This is a genomic window from Corynebacterium gottingense, assembly GCF_007559235.1.
Classification (GTDB): Bacteria; Actinomycetota; Actinomycetes; order Mycobacteriales; family Mycobacteriaceae; genus Corynebacterium; species Corynebacterium gottingense.
Window position 1 is genome coordinate 58,545 of record NZ_VMHH01000007.1, and the last position, 17,937, is coordinate 76,481.

The following is a 17,937-nucleotide window of genomic DNA, read 5'->3' on the forward strand; positions in this document are numbered from 1 at the left end:
CTTCCAAACGGAGCTAGCTCCATCTAGACGCGAGCCACCGGGAAAACACCAGGTCGCCGATCAACGCCAACCCCAAACGGAGCTAGCTCCATTTACACGCAGACCGCGCCGACCACACCCCCGCCCCCGTGGCGAGCTACAGGATCTCGCCCGGGCGGTAGTTGGCGGCGTCGGGGTACTTGTGCACGAGGGCGTCGATACGCGTGAGCACGCGGTCGACCTGCGACTCTGCCGCGCCGATGAACGCGTGCCGGTCCGCGAGGGCCTCCTCAAGCTGCGCGAGGTCCAGCGGCAAGCGATCGTCGTCGGCAAGACGCTCGACCAGGTTCTGCTCGGCGCCGTTCTCGCGCATGTCCAGGGCCATGGCGACGGCGTTTTCCTTGATCACCTCGTGTGCGGTCTCGCGGCCCACCCCGGCGCGCACGGACGCCATGAGGATGCGGGTGGTGGCCAGGAACGGCAGGTAGCGGTCCAGTTCGCGGGTGATCATGGCGGGGAACGCGCCGAACTCGTCGAGGACGGTGAGGAAGGTCTCCAGCTGCCCGTCGATGGCAAAGAACGCATCCGGCAGCGCGACGCGGCGCACGACGGAGCAGAACACGTCGCCCTCGTTCCACTGTTGCCCGGCCAGGTCAGCGGCCATGGTGAGGTAGCCGCGCAGGATGACCTGGAAGCCGCCGACGCGCTCGCAGGAGCGCGCGTTCATCTTGTGCGGCATGGCGGAGGAGCCGACCTGGCCCTCCTTGAAGCCCTCGGTCACCGTCTCGTTGCCCGCCATGAGGCGGATCGTGGTGGCCAGCGAGGACGGTCCGGCACCGAGCTGGACCAGCGCGGAGATCGCCTCGAAGTCCAGGGAGCGCGGGTAGACCTGGCCGACGGAGTCGAAGACCGTGTCAAAGCCCAGGTGGCCGGCCACCTTGGTTTCCAGCTCGGCGAGCTTCGCCTCGTCGCCGCCCATGAGGTCGAGCATGTCCTGCGCCGTACCCATCGGGCCCTTGATGCCGCGCAGCGGGTAGCCGTCAAGCAGCGACTCGATGCGGTCCACCGCGACCAGGATCTCGTCCGCCGCGGACGCGAAGCGCTTGCCCAGCGTGGTGGCTTGGGCGGCCACGTTGTGGGAGCGGCCCGCCATCACCAGCGACTTGTACTCGGACGCCCGGTTGCCCACAGCCTTGAGCAGCGCGACCGCCTTGCCGCGGATCAGTTCGAGCGCGCGCACGATCTGCAGCTGCTCGACGTTCTCGGTCAGGTCGCGGCTGGTCATCCCCTTATGGATGTGCTCGTAGCCGGCGAGCGCGTTGAACTCCTCGATGCGCGCCTTCACGTCGTGGCGCGTGACGCGCTCCCGCTCCGCGATGGAGTTGAGGTCGACGCGGTCGATGACGGACTCGTAGGCGTCGATAGCCTCTTGCGGGATCTCCACGCCGAGCTCACGCTGCGCGCGCATGACGGCGATCCACAGCTGCCGCTCGAGGATGATCTTGTGCTCGGCGCTCCACAGCCTCGCCATCTCCGGCGAGGCGTAGCGGTTGGACAGGACGTTGGGGTTTGCAGGCTTCTCAGTCACGGGCCAATTATCGCACAGGGGGCTAGTGCTTCTCGACGCTCACCTCACCCGCCACCGCACGCCGCCCAATATCCTTCCTGTAGAAGGACCCACGCATCTCGATCCCCTCGATGACGCGGTAGGCGTCCGCGATCGCGTCCTCCAGCGTGGCACCGTGACCGAGCACGTTGAGCACTCGCCCGCCCGCGGAGACGTAACCATCCTCCCCGCGCGCAGTGCCCGCGTGCAGCACCTTGTCCGGGTTGTCCAGTTCCGCGCCCGTGATCGCGTCGCCCTTGGCCGGGCTGGCCGGGTAGTGCTCCGCGGCGAGCACGACCGTCGCGGCGTAGCCGTCCTTCCACTGCAGCGGCGGCAGGTCCGCGAGCGCGCCAGTGGCCACGGCGTACAGCGGCTCGGCGAGCGGGGTCTCCAGCATGGACAGCACGGCCTGGGTCTCCGGGTCGCCGAAGCGGGCGTTGAACTCCACCACGGCCGGGCCCTCAGGGCCCCACGCGGCACCCACGTAGAGCAGGCCCTGGTAGGGGGTGCCACGGTTGACCATCTCGCGCGCGACCGGCGCCGCGACCTCGTCCACGATGCGCTGCACGCCGTCCTCCGGCAGCCACGGCAGCGGGGTGTAGGCGCCCATGCCGCCGGTGTTCGGGCCCTCGTCGTTGTCGTAGGCGCGCTTGTGGTCCTGCGCCGGCAAAAGCGGCACCACGGTTTCGCCGTCGACGAGGCAGAACAGGGAGACCTCGGGGCCTTCGAGGAAGGACTCGAACAGGACCGGGTTGCCCGCCTCAAGCACCGCCTGCGCGTGCGCCGCGGCCTCGGCACGGTCCGTGGTGACCACGACGCCCTTACCACCGGCCAGGCCGTCGTCCTTGACCACGTAGTTGGGGCCGAACTGCTCCAGGGTCTTTTCGACGCCCTCCGCGCCCTCCTCCGGCGCAACGCGCAGCGCGCGGGCCGTGCGCACGCCGGCGGCGGCCATCACGTCCTTGGCAAACGCCTTCGAGCCCTCCAGCTGGGCCGCGGCCTTGGTGGGGCCGAAGACGGGGATGCCCGCCTCGCGCAGAGCGTCGGCGGCACCGGTGACCAGCGGGGCCTCCGGGCCGATCACCACGAGCTCCGCCTGCTCGTCGCGGGCGAGGGTGACGATGGCTTGGGGCGACGTGGCGTCGATAGGCAATTGCTTGGCCAGCGTCGACATACCCGCGTTGCCGGGTGCGACGATGAGCTCGTTGCCGGACAGACCTTTGAGCAGGGCGTGTTCGCGGCCGCCCGAACCGATAACAAGGATGCGCATGGCCTCAAACTTACAGGTACGGTTTGAGTGTATGAGCACAGTCTTTACAAAGATCATTGACGGCGAGATCCCCGGGCGTTTTGTGCACAAGGACGAGGACGTCGCCGCCTTCCTCACCATCGAGCCAATCGCGTACGGCCACACCCTGGTCGTGCCGGTCAAAGAGGTGGACAAGTGGACCGACCTCGAGCCCGAGCTGTGGGCGAAGATGAATGCGGTGGCGCAGCGCATCGGCGCCGCCATTGTCAGCGAGTTCGAGTGCGAGCGCGCCGGCTACCTCATCGCCGGGTTCGAGGTGCCGCACGCGCACATCCACGTCTTCCCCGCCAACGACATGTCCGGCTACAACCTGGCCAGCGTCATGCGCGCCGACGAGACCGACCCGGCGAAGATGGACCAGGCCGCGGAGACGCTCCGCGCAGCGCTGAACTAGTCCTTTTCCGGCGTCTTGGCTGATTGCGCAGCCTTGGTTGCCTTTGTTGCCTTTGTCGCCGTGGCACCGTTGACCTCGCGCAGCAGCGGCAGCGAGATTTTGAACGTCGCGCCCTCGCCCGGCGCGGTGTCGACGGTGATGGTGCCCTCGTGCTGCTCGATGAGCGACTTGGTGATTGCCAGGCCCAGGCCGGAGCCGCCGCCGCCCGCGCGGTTGCGCGACGCGTCCGCGCGGTAGAAGCGGTCGAAGATGCGCGCCGCGTCCTCCTCCGCCATGCCGCGGCCGTTGTCCGCGACCTCGATGACGATGCGGTCCAGGTTTTCGCGCAGCGTGATGGTCACATCCACGTCGGAGCCGCCGTGCTTGAACGCGTTGTTGATCAGGTTCATGAGCACCTGGTGGAGGCGATCCGGGTCGCCGTTGACCATCGGCGGCCGGGCGCACTGGTTGTCCACCTCGATGGAGCGCTCCGGGTAGGCGGCCCGGGCCGAGGTCGTCGCGGAGTCCACGACCTTCTGCATATCCACGGTTTTGCGGTCCAGGCGGGTGCCCTCCGCGCGGGTGAGCGCGAGCAGGTCCTCCACCAGCAGCTGCATGCGGCCGGATTCTTCCTCGATCTTGTCAATGACCATGTCCGCGTCGGGGGCCATGCCCTTGCGGTAGAGCTCGGCGTAGCCGCGCAGGCTGGTCAGCGGGGTACGCAGCTCGTGGGAGGCGTCGCCGACGAAGCGCCGCATCTGCTCCTCTTTCCCCTGCGCGTCATTGACCGAGTCCTGCAGCTGGCTCACCATCGTGTTGACGGCGTAGGACAGCTTGCCCACCTCAGTGTCGCGCGACCAGGCGGGGACGCGGCGGTCCACGTCGCCGTCCGCGATGGCCAGCGCCGTGTCTTCCACTTCGCGCAGCGGCGTCAGCGACCTTCTCACCAGCGTCTTCGCTGCGATGGCGATCGCCAGGATCGCAATCGCGCCCAGGCTCGTCTCGACCACCGCGAGCCAGCGCAGAATGCGGTTTTCTGATTCCAACCGCTTCGCCACCAGCGTGATGGTGCCGTCATCGCTTTTCGACGCCACCGCCCTCCACTGCGTCAGCGACGCAGAACTATCCACGTTCTTCGACCCGATGGTGCGCGCCTGGTCCAGGACCGTCAGCTGCTCCCAGTCGGGCGGGTTGCCCCGCGGGGTGTAGCGCGAGAACGGATACGGGTAGCCGGGGAACCACGTCGCCTGGGCAAACTCGCTGGGCACGCCGATCGACGGGATCCAGGTGCCCTGCCCCGCCCAGCTGTCCAGGCCCTCCTGCAGCTGGTCGTCCACGCGCTGCATGAGGATGCTGCGCATCAGGAAGTAGACCGTGGCAAAACTCAGCACGATGCCCAGGGTGGCCACCACGACCACCAGGGACACCAGCTGCTTCTGCAACGGCCGCGAGGCCTGGTTGTACGACCAGGCCGCGAGCTTCTGCTTCGCCTTCATGGACCGCTACGCCGCAGGTTACTGGCGCGGGGTGCGCAGTACGTAGCCGACGCCACGCACGGTCTGGATCAGCGGCACGTCGCCGGTGTCAATCTTGCGGCGCAGGTAGGAGATGTAGGACTCGACCACGTTGCCGTCGCCGCCGAAGTCGTAGTGCCACACGTTGTCCAGGATTTTCGCCTTGGACAGCACGACCTCCGCGTTGAGCATGAGGTAGCGCAGCAGGTTGAACTCGGTCGGGGAGAGATCGATGATCTCGCCGGCCTTGGTCACCTCGTGGGTTTCGTCGTTCAGCGTCAGGTCCGCGTAGCGGATAGTGGTGTCGTGGTCGGCGTCATCGGTCACGTTGCCGCGGCGCAGGATGACGCGCAGGCGAGTGATGACTTCCTCCAAGGAGAACGGCTTGGTGACGTAGTCGTCCGCGCCGATAGTCAGGCCGTGGATGCGGTCCTCCACCGCGTCCTTGGCGGTGAGGAAGAGCACCGGGCCGTCAAGGCCGTCCTGGCGCAGCTTGCCCAGCAGCTCGAAGCCGTCCATCCCCGGCATCATGACGTCCAAAATGTAGGCGTCCGGGCGGTACTCGCGCGCCATGGTCAGCGCCTCCTGCCCGGAGTTTGCGCTTTCTACCTCGAATCCCTGGAACTTCAGGGAGACGGTCAGCAGCTCGACGATATTCGGCTCGTCATCAACGACGAGCACCTTGATGCCCTTCGGGTTCTCAGCCATGAAATGCACTCCTTTGTATGAGTAATTAACCAGATAGCATTTAACTCCCCTCCACTGTACGTTTGCTGTACGTCGTCTTGGGGCTGTCGAGCAAAAGTGGGGGTATATCCAGAGAGCGAAGGTTTAGTCAAATCAAGACCTTTAAACGCTGACCGCAACGCGCGCGCGAAGACCGCCGCCCCTCCCCCCTCGGCGGCAAAACATTGGAGCTGGAGACGAGACTTGAACTCGCAACCTACGCATTACAAGTGCGTTGCGCTACCGATTGCGCCACTCCAGCAATGCCCATGAATCTTACACATCGACCGATGAGTGCGCGAAACACGTCTGCACGATAGTGTTTCGCGTGTGGCATCACTAGAGCAGTATTGGCAGCGGCTGCGTGGCTCGCGCGACCACGTGGCCACGATTGACGAGTCCCGCACCTCCCCGCCCCCGTCCGTCCTCGCGCCCGTCGATCTGACGGACCCCGCGCAGGTGGCCGCGGTCATGAACATCGCCGCGCGGATCGGCGAGATCCTCATCGCCAACGGCACGACTTCCTCGGACGCGATCGCCCAAATCCGCACGGTCACCTCGTCGTACGGCCTGCACTACTGCCACGTGGACATCACGGTGAACACCATCACCATGAACGCCAACGTGGGCGTCCAGCGCCGCACGCCGGTCAACGTGTTCCGCGTGGTCACGATGATGAGTGAGAACTACCACAAGCTGCAGGAGGCCGACCGCCTCATCCGCTCGATCCGCGCGGGCGCCACCCGGCCGGAGATGGCAGAGAAGATCCTCGACGACATCGACAACGAGCCCATCCCCTACCGCAACACCCGCAATCTGGCCGGGTGGGCCGTCATGGGCGCGTCCGTGTCCATCCTGCTCGGCGGCGACCTCCTCATGGCGCTCGTCGGCGGGCTCACCGCATTCCTCATCATGGGCTTTAACAAGGTCCTGTCGCACAACTCGCTGCCGTACTTCTACCACTGCGTCATTGGCGGCTTTATCGCCACCATTCCGGCCGCCATCTTCTACGACTTCTCCACCTCGATCGGCCACACGATCGTGCCCAGCCAGGTCATCGCCACCGGCATCATCGTCCTGTTGGCCGGCCTGACGCTGGTGCAGTCGCTTTTCGACGGCATCACGGGCTCCCCCGTCACCGCGGCCTCCCGCTTCTTCCAGACCATGTTGTCGTCCGGCGGCATCGTCGCGGGCGTGGCCATCGGCCTGTACGTAGCGGAGCTGCTAGGAGTGCCCCTGCCGCCGCTGGAAACCATGTTGGGTAAGCCGTCGTTAAGCAGCGCCGGCTGGCGCATCATCGGCGGGACGCTGGCCGCCGCCTCCTTCGCCGTGACCTGCTTTGCGGAGCGCCTGGCCGTCATCGTTTCTGGGCTCACCGCCGCCGCGGGCTCCGCGATGTACTACGTCTTCCTCATCCCCTTCGGCACCGATAAGTTCATCGCCACCGCGGCCTGCTCCATCGTGGTTGGCCTGGCCGGTGGTCTCATCTCCCGCCGTTACTTGGTCAACCCCGTGATCACCGCGGTGGCGGGCGTGACGCCGTTCCTCCCCGGCTCAGGCATCTACCGCGGCCTCTACGCGGTGCTCAACGAGCAGATGGTGGTGGGGATGAGCAACATCTTCAACGCCATCGCCGTATGCATGGCGCTGGCCGGCGGCGTGATCTTCGGCGAGTGGGTGGCGCGCCGCATCCGCGCGCCGCAGCTGTACATCCCGTACCGGGCGTTCAAGCGGGCGGGGCGCGTGACGTTCCAGCAGATTCGGCGCGCGGAGCAAGCCGCCCTCCGCCCGAGGCGCCGGAAGCACTAGCTTTGGCGTAGAATCGCCGTTTGAGATTTGTGTTTCGTACAAGGAGGAACCTGTAGTGCCACCGAAGATCACCGACTCCCGCCCCTCTCCCGAGGCCATCAATGAGATGGAGGAGCAGACCGCTTCCGGCGCCCGGCGAATCGTGGCAACGTACGCCGAAGATTTCTTCGACGGAGTAACCCTCATGTCCATGCTCGGCGTGGAACCGAAGGGCTTCAACTACAAGAAGTACGCCGAGGAGGTCCTGGGCGACCCGGAGGACGAGGAAGACTCCACCTCCACCAAGAAGGCGACGAAGAAGAAGTCGTCCAAGAAGGCCTCCAAGAAGAAAGCCTCGAAGAAAAAGGCGTCGAAGAAGAAGTCCACCAAGAAAAAGGCGACCAAGAAGAAGGCGTCGAAGAAGAAGTCCACAAAGAAAGCAAAGAAGTCCTAGGTGAACGACTTCGTCGTAGTAGCCAACCGCCTGCCCGTGGACCGGGTGGGCGACTCCTGGCAGGCCTCCCCGGGCGGCCTGGTCGCCGCGCTCGCGCCGGTGTTGCGCGCCCGCTCGGGCTGCTGGGTCGGCTGGCCCGGTGAGACGGACACCCGCCTCGAGCCGTTCCACGCCGAAGGCATCGACCTGGTCCCCGTGGCGCTGGACGCGCAGGACTACACCGACTTCTACGAGGGGTTTTCCAACTCCACCCTGTGGCCGCTCTATCACGACCTCATTGTCGCGCCGCAGTACAACGAGCAGTGGTGGGACCGCTATGTAGCGGTCAACGAGCGCTTTGCGGCTGCGGTTTCCGCAGTCGCCACCGAGGGCGCCACCGTGTGGGTGCAGGACTACCAGCTGCAGCTCGTCCCCGGCCTGCTCAAGCGGGACCGCCCGGACCTGCGCATCGGGTTCTTCCTCCACATCCCGTTCCCCTCCCCCGACCTGTTCCGCCAGCTGCCGTGGCGCGACCCCATCCTGCGCTCGCTGTCGGCCTGCGACCTCATCGGCTTCCAGCGGGCCGCCGACGAGTCGAACTTCCGGGGGTTCCTCGAGCTTATCGACGCCACCGCGGTGCGCACCGGGACGTTCCCGATCAGTATTGATGCGTCGATAATCGCCCCCGGCGACCCCGCGCCCGTCCGCGAGCTGGTGGGCAACCCGACGCTGCTCATGCTCGGCGTGGACCGGATGGACTACACCAAGGGGATCCTGCAGCGGCTGCTGGCGTTCGAGCAATTCCTGGAGCGCGGCGGCGAGGCAACCCTGATCCAGCTGGCCACGCCGTCGCGCGAGCGCATCGACCACTACCGCCGCACCCGCCGCGAGGTAGAGGAGGCTGTAGGCCGCATCAACGGGCGCTTCGGCCGCATCGGCCGGCCGGTGATCCACTACGTGCACCACGGCGTGCCCAAAGACCAGCTCGGCGCGTACTACGCCGCCGCCGACATGATGCTGGTCACCCCGTTCAAGGACGGGATGAACCTGGTGGCCAAGGAGTACGTGGCCTGCCACCCGGACGGCAGCGGCGCGCTCGTACTGTCCGAGTTCGCCGGCGCCGCCGTGGAGCTTCACCAGGCGTACCTGTGCAACCCATTCGACGTGCCCTCCATCGTCCGCGCGATGGAGGACGCCGCCCAGCCCGACCCGCAGCGGATGCGCGCGATGCACGACTGGGTGACCACCCACGACGTCGCCGCCTGGGCCGCATCCTTCCTGGAGGCGCTATGAACCGCTTACTCGCAGTCGGTCTAACCGCCGCGCTCGCCCTCCCGCTGGCGGCGTGCGGCGGCGAGCAGACCTGGCAGGTCGTCGCCGTGCACACCGATCCCGCGGAGCCCGGGGCGCTGCTTGCCGACGCCGCGGGGCTGGCCAACTTCACCCTCACCGATTCCTCCCTCACCGGCACCACTGCGTGCGCGGACCTGGACGCGGCCATCACCACGGAGGACGACGCGAAGGACGACGCGTTCACCGTAGACAGCGTCGAGGTGGGCGACGCCGCCGACTGCGAGGGCGGGGCGCGCCACGTCCACGAGCAGCTGACCAGCATCATCGTGCCCGGCGCGCGCTTCCGCGTGGATCACCTCACCGATTCCGAGATGGTGTTCACCGCGACGAGTGACGGCCCCGAGGGCGAGCCTGTGGTGGACCCACCGAGCATCCGGCTGATGGCACTGTGAGGGCCGCCATCGAGCGAGCGGCGCACGCGGAGTCGCTGCTGGTATGCCTGGACTTCGACGGCACGCTCGCCGAGTTCAACGCGGACCCCTACGCGGTGGCCCCGCACCCGGCCGCGGTGGACGCCCTCCGCACTCTCGCCGCGCTGCCGCGCACGCAGGTTGCCATCCTCTCCGGCCGGCACCTCGACGGCCTGCGCCGGGTGCTGCCGGAGATTGCGGGCAACGTCGTCCTCGCCGGGTCCCACGGCGCGGAGCCCGGCCCGGAGCTTTCCAGCGACGACGCGGCCTACCTCGACCGCATCGGGGCGGCGCTCGAGCGCATCGCCACCGCCCCCGCGTACGTGGAGGTCAAGCCGTACCAGCGGGTGCTGCACGTCGCGCCGATCGCGGGCACCCCTGACGCGGAGCGTATGCTCGCCGCCGCGCGCACCCTGGACACGGGCGGGCGCCCCGTGACGCCGGGACACAACGTGGTCGAGTTCTCCGCGGTGGAGATCACCAAGGGCACCTGGCTTTCCCAGCACAGGCGCGAGTTTGCCGCGACGCTCTTTGCCGGCGACGACACCACGGACGAGACCGCGCTGCGCGTCCTGGATCCCCGCCACGACGTGGGGATCAAAGTCGGCGACCAACCGAGCGTGGCCGCGCACCGGGTCGCCGACGTGCCCGCGATGGCGCAAGTGCTCAGCGAGCTGACTCGCGCACGGTCCGCCCGGGCAGGTACTGCGTCGGCAGAATGATGCGCTCCTGGCGCTGCGGCCGCCCGTTCATTGCGGCGCGCAGCAGCATCGCCGCCGTCTCCCCCTTGCGCTGCGTGGGCTGCGCGACGGTGGACAGGCCGTCCACGCCGATGCCGTCGAAGCCGGTCACGGACAGCTCCTCCGGCACGCGCCGCCGCCCGCGGCAGTATTCGAGCACCCCGAGCGCCATCGAGTCGGTGGTGCACAGGATCGCGGTGAGGTCCGGGTGGGCCTCGAGGAGCTCGCGCGCGCCGTCGGCGGCAGAAGCCACGTCGTTGAGGTCGCGCGCGACCACCGGCACGTCCGCGATCCCCGCCGCCGCGAACACGGCCAGCGCCCCGCGCACCCGGGCGCGCTGCACGTGCAGGTCTGCCGCCTCCAGCTCCTCCGGCGTCACCGGCCCGTTCTTGGGCGCGCTGAACAGGCGCTTGGTCAGGATCCCCACGCGCGTGTGCCCGGCGCGCACCAGGTCCTCGGCGGCCGGGGCGATCGCGGCGGCGTCGTCGATGCCCACGTACGGCACGCCGGGGACGTCGACGGGCTGATCGCAGATGATGAGGGGGAGGTCGCGCGATTGGGCGTCGATAAGCATCTGCGCCTGAGCCGGAACCGAGTAGATGATGTAGCCGTCCACGATGGCATCGTGCACGCTCACGCCGGCCGGGATGAGGGTGAGCGAGTAATCGCTCCGCTTAGCGACGCCCGCGAGGAAGTCCACCGACGCCCGGTCCTCAAAAGCGAACGAGAGCTGCTCGGTGAGCACGACCCCGATCGTGGCGGTGCGGCTGGTGCGCAGCGAGCGCGCGTGCGGGTTGGGGCCGGCGTATCCCTTCGCCTTGGCGTGGGCGAGGATGCGGCGGCGCAGCGCTGGCGAGAGCTGGTCGGGGTGGTTGTACGCGTTGGACACGGTGGTGCGCGAGACACCGAGGTCGGCGGCGATGGAGGCGAGCGTCGCTGGCATACGGATATGCTACCTGCACATTTCGCGCAACCTCAGGCCGCATTTCTTTGAAAAGCTTTTTCATTAGTGGTTGGATGGGTGCCATGATGAAACGACTCGCCGCAACCGCGTTTGCGCTCACGCTTACCCTCACCGCCTGCGGCACGCAGGGCTCCGAAAGCTCCGGGAACGCCACCACCGGCGCCTCCGACGAAGGCGCCGACGCAGCCGCCATGGTGGCCACCACCCAGGTGTGGGCCGACGTGGCCTCCGCCGTGACTGGTGACGAGGTGCCGGCGATCATCGACAACCCGTCGACCGACCCCCACGACTACGAGCCGACCGCCGCCGACCTGGCGGAGATCGCGCAGGCGAACACCGTCGTGGCCAACGGCGGCGCCTACGACGCGGCCCTCTACAACGCCGCGAAGGGCAACCTCATCACCGCGCTCGAGCCGACCGAGGCGCACGACCACGATCACGAGCATGAGCACGGCGAGGAAGGCCACGAGCACGAGCACGGCGAGGAGAACGAGCACATCTGGTACTCCACCGAAGCCATCCGCAGCGTGGCGGAACAGATCGGCGGCAACCCGATCGACGACAAGCTGGCCGGCATCGACGAGTCGCTCGCCGCACTGCCCGAGGCGCACGTCATCCAGACCCACCCGATCGCCGACGCCATCGTGGAAGAGTCCGCGCTGGTCGACGCCACCCCGGAGTCCTACCGCCACGCCACGCTCAACCACTCCGAGCCGTCCGCAGCCGCCGTGGCCGAGGCGCTCGAGGCGATTAAGGACGCCGACATCCTGATCAACAACTCCCAGTCCCCCAACGCCGTCTCCGAGCGCCTCGTCGCGGCGGCGAAAGAGGCCGGCGTGCCGGTCGTGGACATCACCGAGACCCCACAGGACGGCAAAAACTTCTTCGACTACTTCCAGGAAGTCCTTGACCAGCTCAATGCTGCAGCTGCGTAGCGCCACCGTCGCGCCGCTGTGGCGCGACATCACGTGTGACCTCGCCGCCGGCGACTTCCTCACCATCCTCGGCCCGAACGGCTCAGGCAAGTCGACGCTCCTACGCGCCGCGCTCGGCACGCAGCGCCTCGACTCCGGTTCGATCGAGCTCGGCGGCCGCGTCGGCTACATCCCACAGCAGCAGATGTTCCCCGCCCACCTCCCGGCGCGCGTGCGCGACCTCGTCTCGCTCGCCGGTGGTGACCCCGAGCGGTTGCTCGCCTACGTCGGTGCCCCATCGCTTATCGACGCCCACGTTGGCCGCCTCTCCGGCGGCCAGCAACAACTCGTACGCCAAGCCCAGGCCTTCGCGCAGGACCCCCAGATCATCCTCGCCGACGAGCCCTTTCTGTCCCTGGACGTGGCGCGCCAGCGCCAGACCCTCGCCCGCTTCCAGGAATCGGGCGCCGCGGTCGCCATGGTCACGCACTCCATCGACCCGGTCATCGACGTCGTCGACAAGGTCCTCTACATTGGCCCCAACGGCCACGTTGTGGGCACCGCCGACGAGGTCCTCCAATCCGACGTCCTCTCCGAGCTCTACGGCGCGCCCGTCCAAGTCGTCCGCGCCGGAGGAAAGACAGTGATCATCTGATGTGGGACACCACCATGTACCTGCTCTCGCAGGACTTCGTCATCACCGCCCTGGTGGCGTGCGCCTTCCTCGGCGTGCTCTCCGGGGTGCTCGCGCCCTTGATCGTGATGCGGCAGATGTCGTTTGCTGTGCACGCCACCTCCGAGCTCGCGCTCATGGGCGCCGCCGCGGCCCTGGTCCTCGGCCTCAACCTGTCGCTCGGGGCCGTGCTCGGCTCCATCGCCGCCGCCATCGCGCTCGCGCTGCTCGGCTTCAAGGGCGGCAACGACTCCGCCGTCGGTGTGGTCATGAGCTTTGGCATGGGCATCTCTGTGCTGTGCATCTACCTGTACCCAGGCAACTCCAGCATCGCGATGTCCCTGCTCACCGGCCAGGTGGTTGGCGTGGCGCAGACGAGCGTCTGGGCACTGGCCATCACCACCGTCATCGTCGTGGCCGCGGTGGTGGCGTTGTGGCGCCCGCTGCTGTTTTCCTCCATCGACCCTGTTATGGCCGCCGCGACTGGCGTCCGCGTGCGTACCATGGCCACCGTCTTTGCCATCCTGGTAGGGCTGGCCGCGGCGAACAGCGTGCAGATAGTCGGCGTACTGCTCGTCATGGCGCTGCTCATCACGCCCGGCGCGAGCGCCATCGCGGTCACCGCGAACCCGAAGCTGGCGGTCTTGCTCTCGGTCGTGTTCGCCGAGGTGTCCGCCGTCGGCGGCTTCATCCTCTCGCTCGCGCCAGGCCTGCCGGTCAGCGTGCTCGTCGCCTTCGTGTCCTTTGGCATTTACGTGATCTGCCGGGGCATCGGGGCGCTGCAGGCGCGGCGAATTACAACGAGCTCAGCCCCTACTTCGTCGCGCGGCGCTGGCGGGCAAACTCGCTGAGCACTACCGACGCCGCGACCGAGGCGTTGAGCGATTCCACCCAGTCCGCGGTGGGGATGGACATGATCACGTCGCAGTTCTCGCGCACCAGGCGGGAGATCCCCTTGCCCTCTGAACCGACGACGATGACCACCGGGTCGCAGGCGCCGTCGAACGTATCCAGCGTGTGCTCGCCGCCGGCGTCCAGGCCCACGACCATGTAGCCGTTGTCCTTAAACTCCTTGATGGTGCGGGTGAGGTTGGTCGCCTTCGCCACCGGCAGGCGCGCCGCGGTGCCGGCGGAGGTGCGCCAGGCCACGCCCGTGACCTGTGCGGATCGGCGCTCCGGGATAATCACGCCGTCGCCGCCGAACGCCGCCACGGAGCGGATCACCGCGCCAAGGTTGCGCGGGTCCGTGATGTTGTCCAGCACCACGAACATGCCGTTGCCCTGCACCTGGCCCATCAGGTCAAAGACGTCGGCGTACTTGTACGGCTGGATCTTCAGGCCGATGCCCTGGTGCATACCGTTGCCGGTCATCTCGTCCAGGGTGCGCTTCGGCACCTCGGCGACCGGGATCCCGCGCGACTGCGACAGCGCCACCGCCTCGCTCAGCCGGTTGTCGTGGCCAGTACCCTGCGCCACGTAGAGCGCCTCGGCGGGCACCTTGGCGTGCAGGCACTCGATGACCGGGTTGCGGCCCACCACCATGTCCGCCACCTCGCGCTCGTGGCGCCCCTGGTTGCGGCGCTGCTGCGCCTGCTTGCGCTTGTGGGCCGCGTGGTAGACGCGGTCCTCCGCCTTCGGCGTCGCGCCCTTGCCGCGCAGCCCGCGGCGGCGCTGGCCGCCCGAGCCCTTCGTGGCACCCTTCTTGCTCGTCTTCTGCTTATCCGGACGCTGGTACGGCTTTGCCATCTCGTCTCCTACTCCTTGATCTGCCAGGTGGGGCCGTCGGCGGTGTCGGTGACCTCGATGCCCGCGGCGGCGAGGCGGTCGCGCACCTCGTCTGCAACCGCCCAGTTCTTCGCGGCGCGCGCTTCCGTCCGACGCTGAAGCTCCGCCTGCACAAGCGTGTCCAGGGCCTCGAGCGTGCGGTCGGTGTCGCCGCCTGCGTTTCCGCCAGCATTGTCCCACGCCACCGGGTCAACGCCCAACACGGCGGCCATCGCGCGCACCTGCGCCGCCAGCGCGGACGCCTGCTCGGCGTCGCCGGACGCGAGCGCGCTGTTGCCAGCCCGGACCGTGTTGTGGATTTCGGCGAGTGCTTTGGGGACGGAGAAATCGTCGTTAAGCGCCTGCTCGAACGCGGCGGTCCAGGTCGACGGCTCGGGCGAGCCCGCGCGGTGCACGAAGTCCTCGATGCGACGGTACCCGGCGGCCGCTTCCTGCAGGGCCTCCGGCGAATACTCGAGCACGCTGCGGTAGTGCGCGCTGCCGAGGTAGTAGCGCAGCTCGACCGGGCGGACCGACTCGAGCATATTGTCGATGGAGAGCACGTTGCCCAGCGACTTCGACATCTTCTCCCCGGCCATGGTCACCCAGTGGTTGTGCATCCAGAACTGCGCGAAGCCGTCGCCAGCGGCGTGCGACTGCGCCTGCTCGTTCTCGTGGTGCGGGAACTGCAGGTCAAGCCCGCCGCCGTGGATGTCAAAGCGCTCGCCCAGGTACCAGGTGGACATCGCCGAGCACTCCAGGTGCCAGCCCGGGCGGCCGTCGCCCCACGGGGTCGGCCAGCTCGGCTCGCCCGGCTTCACCGCCTTCCACAGCGCGAAATCGGGCGGGCCGCGCTTACCGGCGCCCGTCTCGCTGCGCGCCATGTCCTCCGGCCGGTTGCCGGACAGCGAGCCGTAATCGGAGCCGTCGGCGGCGACCCAGGCGTCCACGTCGAAGTACACGGACCCGTCGGAGGCGTAGGCGAAGCCGCGGTCCATGAGCCGCTGCATGTACTCCACCATCTGCGTCACGTGGCCCGTGGCGCGTGGCTCGACCGACGGCGGCAAAACGCCGAGGGTGTTGTAGGCGCGGGTGAACTCGCGCTCGTAGGTGGACACCCACTCCCACCAGGGGCGGCCGTGCTCGGCGGCCTTGTTCAGGATCTTGTCATCAATATCGGTGACGTTGCGCGCGAACGCCACGTCCATGCCCTTCACCGCAAACCAGCGCCGCACGATGTCGAAGGCCACGCCGGAGCGCAGGTGCCCGATGTGGGGCGCGGACTGCGGAGTCGCGCCACACAGGTAGATCGAGACGTGCCCCTCGCGGAGGGGCGTGAAGTCTTGCAGCGTGCGGGTTTTGGTATCGAAGATGCGTTGAGTCACGCCAGCTAGCTTAGTTCAACCAGCGCCGTCGCAATCGCAGCCCTCCCCTGGCCCGAGCCGGTAAAGCCCATGTGGTCCGTCGTCGTCGCCGACACGGATACGGGCGCGCCGAGCGCCTCGCTCAGGACCTGCTCCGCCTGCTCGCGCACCGGGCCCATCTTCGGGCTCTGCCCGATGAGCTGGGCAGAAGCATTAACGACGCTCACTCCTTCCCGCCCCAGCAACTCGCGCAACTCCCTGAGCAGCTCGGTGCCCTTCACGCCGTCGTACTCCGGGCGCCCCACGCCCACGAAGGAACCCAAGTCCCCCAGGCCCGCGGCCGAGAGCACCGCGTCCACGATCGCGTGCGCGACCACGTCGCCGTCGGAGTGCCCCTCGCAGCCGTCGACCCCCTCGTGCAGGATTCCCGCGATCCAGCACGGCTTGCCCTCCTGGATCTGGTGAGCGTCGAATGCGTTGCCCACGCGCAGCTTGGTCATCTGGTGTGTCATGCCCGCCACCTTACCGGGGCGACGGCGAGTCGCCCGGGATCTCAAAGACGGTGGGCTCGGCCTCGTCGGTGATGCTCGTGGCCAGGCGGAGGTCGATCGGGGTGGTGATCTTGAACGCCATCGGGTCGCCCTGCACGGTGACGACGTCCGCGCCGAACCATTCCATCAGCGAGGCGTCGTCAGTAGCCACGAAGGACTGGGTACCACCGAAGTAGGCCTCGTTGGCCGCGCGGAGTGCGCGCAGGTCGAAGCCCTGCGGCGTCTGGACCGCCCGCAGACGCGAGCGGTCCGGGGTGGCGACCACGGCGCCGGCGGCGTCGACCTCCTTGATCGTGTCCGCGACCGGGAGGACCGGGACGACCGCGTCCGCCCCGTCCAGCACGCGGCGCGCCACGCGCGCGATCATCCCCGGCGGGGTGAGGGCGCGGGCGGCGTCGTGGACGAGCACGCAGGCGTCGTCAAGCGGAATGGCCCGCAGCGCCGCGAAAATGGAGTCGGCGCGCTCAGCGCCACCGTGGACAAAGCGCACCTCGTGGTCGCGCAGCGCGCGCCTGGCCACGTCCTCCATCGACGGGCTGACCACAACGTAGATGGCGTCGACGATCTCGGCGGTCTCCAGCGCGGTGACGGAGCGCTCGAGCAGGCTGCGGCCGCGCAGCGGCACATACGCTTTCGGCACGGCCGCCCCCAGGCGCGTGCCCTGACCCGCGGCCGCGACGACCGCGACGACCCGGCGCGTCACGGTGCTACTTCTCGTCGTCGAAGGACAGGTCCCCGTAATCCAGGTCGTCCTCCTCGGCATCCTCCGGCTCCGGGGCGAAGGAGATGCCGGCCTTGACCTGCTCGTCGATGATCTTCTGGATGCCCTGTTCCAGCTCCGCGACCTTCTTCTCGTCCACCGGCTCAGCCAGCGCGAGCTCGCCGACCAGGATGTGGCGTGCCTTGCCTAGCATGCGCTTCTCGCCCGCGGACAAGCCCTTGCCCTGGTCGCGGCGCCAAAGGTCGCGCACGACCTCCGCCACCTTATTAATGTCGCCCGAGGCGAGGCGCTCCTGGTTCGCCTTGTAGCGGCGGGACCAGTTGCCGGCTTCCTCCACGTCCTCCTCGCGCAGGACGGAGAAGACCTTCTGCAGGCCTTCCTCGTTGACCACATCGCGCACACCGACCAACTCGGTGTTCTTCACAGGCACGCGGACCTCCAGGTCGGATTGGAGGATTTGCAGCACGAGGTAATCCAGCTTCTCCCCGCCGATCTCGCGCTGTTCAATATCGGCGATCTTCGCCGCGCCGTGGTGCGGGTAGACCACGACTTCTCCGACCTTGAATTCCATGGCAGCTCCTTCAGACATCGTTGACCAACCCTACCACCGTAGCTTTCGGGTGTTTTGCTTCGCAGAGGGGGCGGGGAGCGAAGTCAAGCAAGAGCCCGTGAAAGGATCCGAAAGTTTACCCCCGGATGCCCCAGCTCCCCTGGGACGGCCCGGGAAACTGGGAAAACTAGGACAGCTGGGACTA

Annotated in this window: 19 protein-coding genes and 1 tRNA gene; 9 read left to right on the forward strand and 11 right to left on the reverse strand. The window is 67.9% G+C overall.

Annotated features, from left to right (window positions below; genetic code table 11):
* Positions 1–136: 136 nt before the first annotated feature.
* Positions 137–1,567, reverse strand: a complete 1,431-nt coding sequence (gene purB, locus FPH17_RS08730; protein ID WP_154879895.1) for an adenylosuccinate lyase — start codon at positions 1,565–1,567, stop codon at positions 137–139.
* 22 nt (positions 1,568–1,589) lie between these two features.
* Positions 1,590–2,855 (reverse strand): phosphoribosylamine--glycine ligase, encoded by a 1,266-nt coding sequence (purD, locus tag FPH17_RS08735; RefSeq protein WP_154879897.1) that lies wholly within the window; start codon positions 2,853–2,855, stop codon positions 1,590–1,592.
* A gap of 31 nt (positions 2,856–2,886) precedes the next feature.
* Between purD and FPH17_RS08740 the strand changes: the two genes are divergently transcribed.
* Positions 2,887–3,288 carry an HIT family protein gene (locus FPH17_RS08740; RefSeq protein ID WP_154879899.1) on the forward strand — a complete coding sequence of 134 codons (402 nt, stop codon included), beginning with the start codon at positions 2,887–2,889 and terminating at the stop codon, positions 3,286–3,288.
* Here the strand turns inward: FPH17_RS08740 and FPH17_RS08745 are convergent.
* The 3 genes from FPH17_RS08745 to FPH17_RS08755 form a co-directional block, all read right to left on the reverse strand.
* Positions 3,285–4,763, reverse strand: coding sequence for a sensor histidine kinase (locus tag FPH17_RS08745; RefSeq protein ID WP_154879901.1), 1,479 nt, complete (start codon positions 4,761–4,763; stop codon positions 3,285–3,287). The genes FPH17_RS08740 and FPH17_RS08745 overlap by 4 nt on opposite strands.
* An 18-nt stretch (positions 4,764–4,781) precedes the next feature.
* Positions 4,782–5,489 (reverse strand): response regulator transcription factor, encoded by a 708-nt coding sequence (locus tag FPH17_RS08750; protein WP_095278712.1) that lies wholly within the window; start codon positions 5,487–5,489, stop codon positions 4,782–4,784.
* Between the two features lie 204 nt (positions 5,490–5,693).
* A tRNA-Thr gene (locus tag FPH17_RS08755) sits at positions 5,694–5,769 on the reverse strand.
* A 68-nt stretch (positions 5,770–5,837) separates the two neighbouring features.
* Between FPH17_RS08755 and thrE the strand changes: the two genes are divergently transcribed.
* Genes thrE through FPH17_RS08780 form a run of 5 tightly spaced genes read left to right on the forward strand, consistent with a single transcriptional unit; the run spans position 5,838 to position 10,213 of the window.
* Positions 5,838–7,316, forward strand: a complete 1,479-nt coding sequence (gene thrE, locus FPH17_RS08760; protein WP_414437237.1) for a threonine/serine exporter ThrE — start codon at positions 5,838–5,840, stop codon at positions 7,314–7,316.
* A gap of 55 nt (positions 7,317–7,371) precedes the next feature.
* Positions 7,372–7,749 carry a hypothetical protein gene (locus FPH17_RS11935; RefSeq protein WP_167496802.1) on the forward strand — a complete coding sequence of 126 codons (378 nt, stop codon included), beginning with the start codon at positions 7,372–7,374 and terminating at the stop codon, positions 7,747–7,749.
* Positions 7,750–9,021, forward strand: a complete 1,272-nt coding sequence (locus tag FPH17_RS08770; protein WP_154879905.1) for an alpha,alpha-trehalose-phosphate synthase (UDP-forming) — start codon at positions 7,750–7,752, stop codon at positions 9,019–9,021.
* Positions 9,018–9,473, forward strand: a complete 456-nt coding sequence (locus tag FPH17_RS08775) for a hypothetical protein (protein ID WP_095278715.1) — start codon at positions 9,018–9,020, stop codon at positions 9,471–9,473. Before FPH17_RS08770 ends, FPH17_RS08775 begins: the two co-directional genes overlap by 4 nt.
* Positions 9,470–10,213: a trehalose-phosphatase gene (locus FPH17_RS08780; RefSeq protein WP_154879907.1), complete on the forward strand. Its 744-nt coding sequence runs from the start codon at positions 9,470–9,472 to the stop codon at positions 10,211–10,213. Before FPH17_RS08775 ends, FPH17_RS08780 begins: the two co-directional genes overlap by 4 nt.
* Here FPH17_RS08780 and FPH17_RS08785 read toward each other — a convergent pair.
* On the reverse strand, positions 10,158–11,174 hold the full coding sequence (locus tag FPH17_RS08785) for a LacI family DNA-binding transcriptional regulator (RefSeq protein WP_154879909.1): 1,017 nt from the start codon (positions 11,172–11,174) through the stop codon (positions 10,158–10,160). The two genes, FPH17_RS08780 and FPH17_RS08785, sit on opposite strands and share 56 nt — an antisense overlap.
* Positions 11,175–11,257: 83 nt before the next feature.
* Here FPH17_RS08785 and FPH17_RS08790 point away from each other — a divergent pair, with 83 nt between their 5' ends.
* The 3 genes from FPH17_RS08790 to FPH17_RS08800 are packed head-to-tail and all read left to right on the forward strand — an operon-like array spanning position 11,258 to position 13,633.
* Positions 11,258–12,130: a metal ABC transporter solute-binding protein, Zn/Mn family gene (locus tag FPH17_RS08790; RefSeq protein WP_238397112.1), complete on the forward strand. Its 873-nt coding sequence runs from the start codon at positions 11,258–11,260 to the stop codon at positions 12,128–12,130.
* Positions 12,114–12,764, forward strand: a complete 651-nt coding sequence (locus FPH17_RS08795; protein ID WP_154880026.1) for a metal ABC transporter ATP-binding protein — start codon at positions 12,114–12,116, stop codon at positions 12,762–12,764. The genes FPH17_RS08790 and FPH17_RS08795 overlap by 17 nt, the downstream gene beginning before the upstream one ends.
* The gene (locus tag FPH17_RS08800) at positions 12,764–13,633 is read left to right on the forward strand and encodes a metal ABC transporter permease (protein ID WP_154879913.1); all 870 of its coding nucleotides are present in this window, start codon (positions 12,764–12,766) and stop codon (positions 13,631–13,633) included. The genes FPH17_RS08795 and FPH17_RS08800 overlap by 1 nt, the downstream gene beginning before the upstream one ends.
* Here the strand turns inward: FPH17_RS08800 and rlmB are convergent.
* The 5 genes from rlmB to FPH17_RS08825 are packed head-to-tail and all read right to left on the reverse strand — an operon-like array spanning position 13,596 to position 17,753.
* Positions 13,596–14,528 carry a 23S rRNA (guanosine(2251)-2'-O)-methyltransferase RlmB gene (gene rlmB / locus FPH17_RS08805; RefSeq protein ID WP_154879915.1) on the reverse strand — a complete coding sequence of 311 codons (933 nt, stop codon included), beginning with the start codon at positions 14,526–14,528 and terminating at the stop codon, positions 13,596–13,598. The two genes, FPH17_RS08800 and rlmB, sit on opposite strands and share 38 nt — an antisense overlap.
* Positions 14,529–14,536: 8 nt before the next feature.
* Positions 14,537–15,931 carry a cysteine--tRNA ligase gene (gene cysS / locus FPH17_RS08810; RefSeq protein ID WP_154879917.1) on the reverse strand — a complete coding sequence of 465 codons (1,395 nt, stop codon included), beginning with the start codon at positions 15,929–15,931 and terminating at the stop codon, positions 14,537–14,539.
* A gap of 5 nt (positions 15,932–15,936) precedes the next feature.
* Complete coding sequence (gene ispF / locus FPH17_RS08815) at positions 15,937–16,422, reverse strand: 2-C-methyl-D-erythritol 2,4-cyclodiphosphate synthase (protein WP_154879919.1); 486 nt, start codon at positions 16,420–16,422, stop codon at positions 15,937–15,939.
* A 10-nt stretch (positions 16,423–16,432) separates the two neighbouring features.
* Positions 16,433–17,164, reverse strand: coding sequence for a 2-C-methyl-D-erythritol 4-phosphate cytidylyltransferase (gene ispD / locus FPH17_RS08820; protein WP_203085507.1), 732 nt, complete (start codon positions 17,162–17,164; stop codon positions 16,433–16,435).
* Between the two features lie 4 nt (positions 17,165–17,168).
* Positions 17,169–17,753: a CarD family transcriptional regulator gene (locus FPH17_RS08825; protein ID WP_095278725.1), complete on the reverse strand. Its 585-nt coding sequence runs from the start codon at positions 17,751–17,753 to the stop codon at positions 17,169–17,171.
* Between the last annotated feature and the right edge of the window lie 184 nt (positions 17,754–17,937).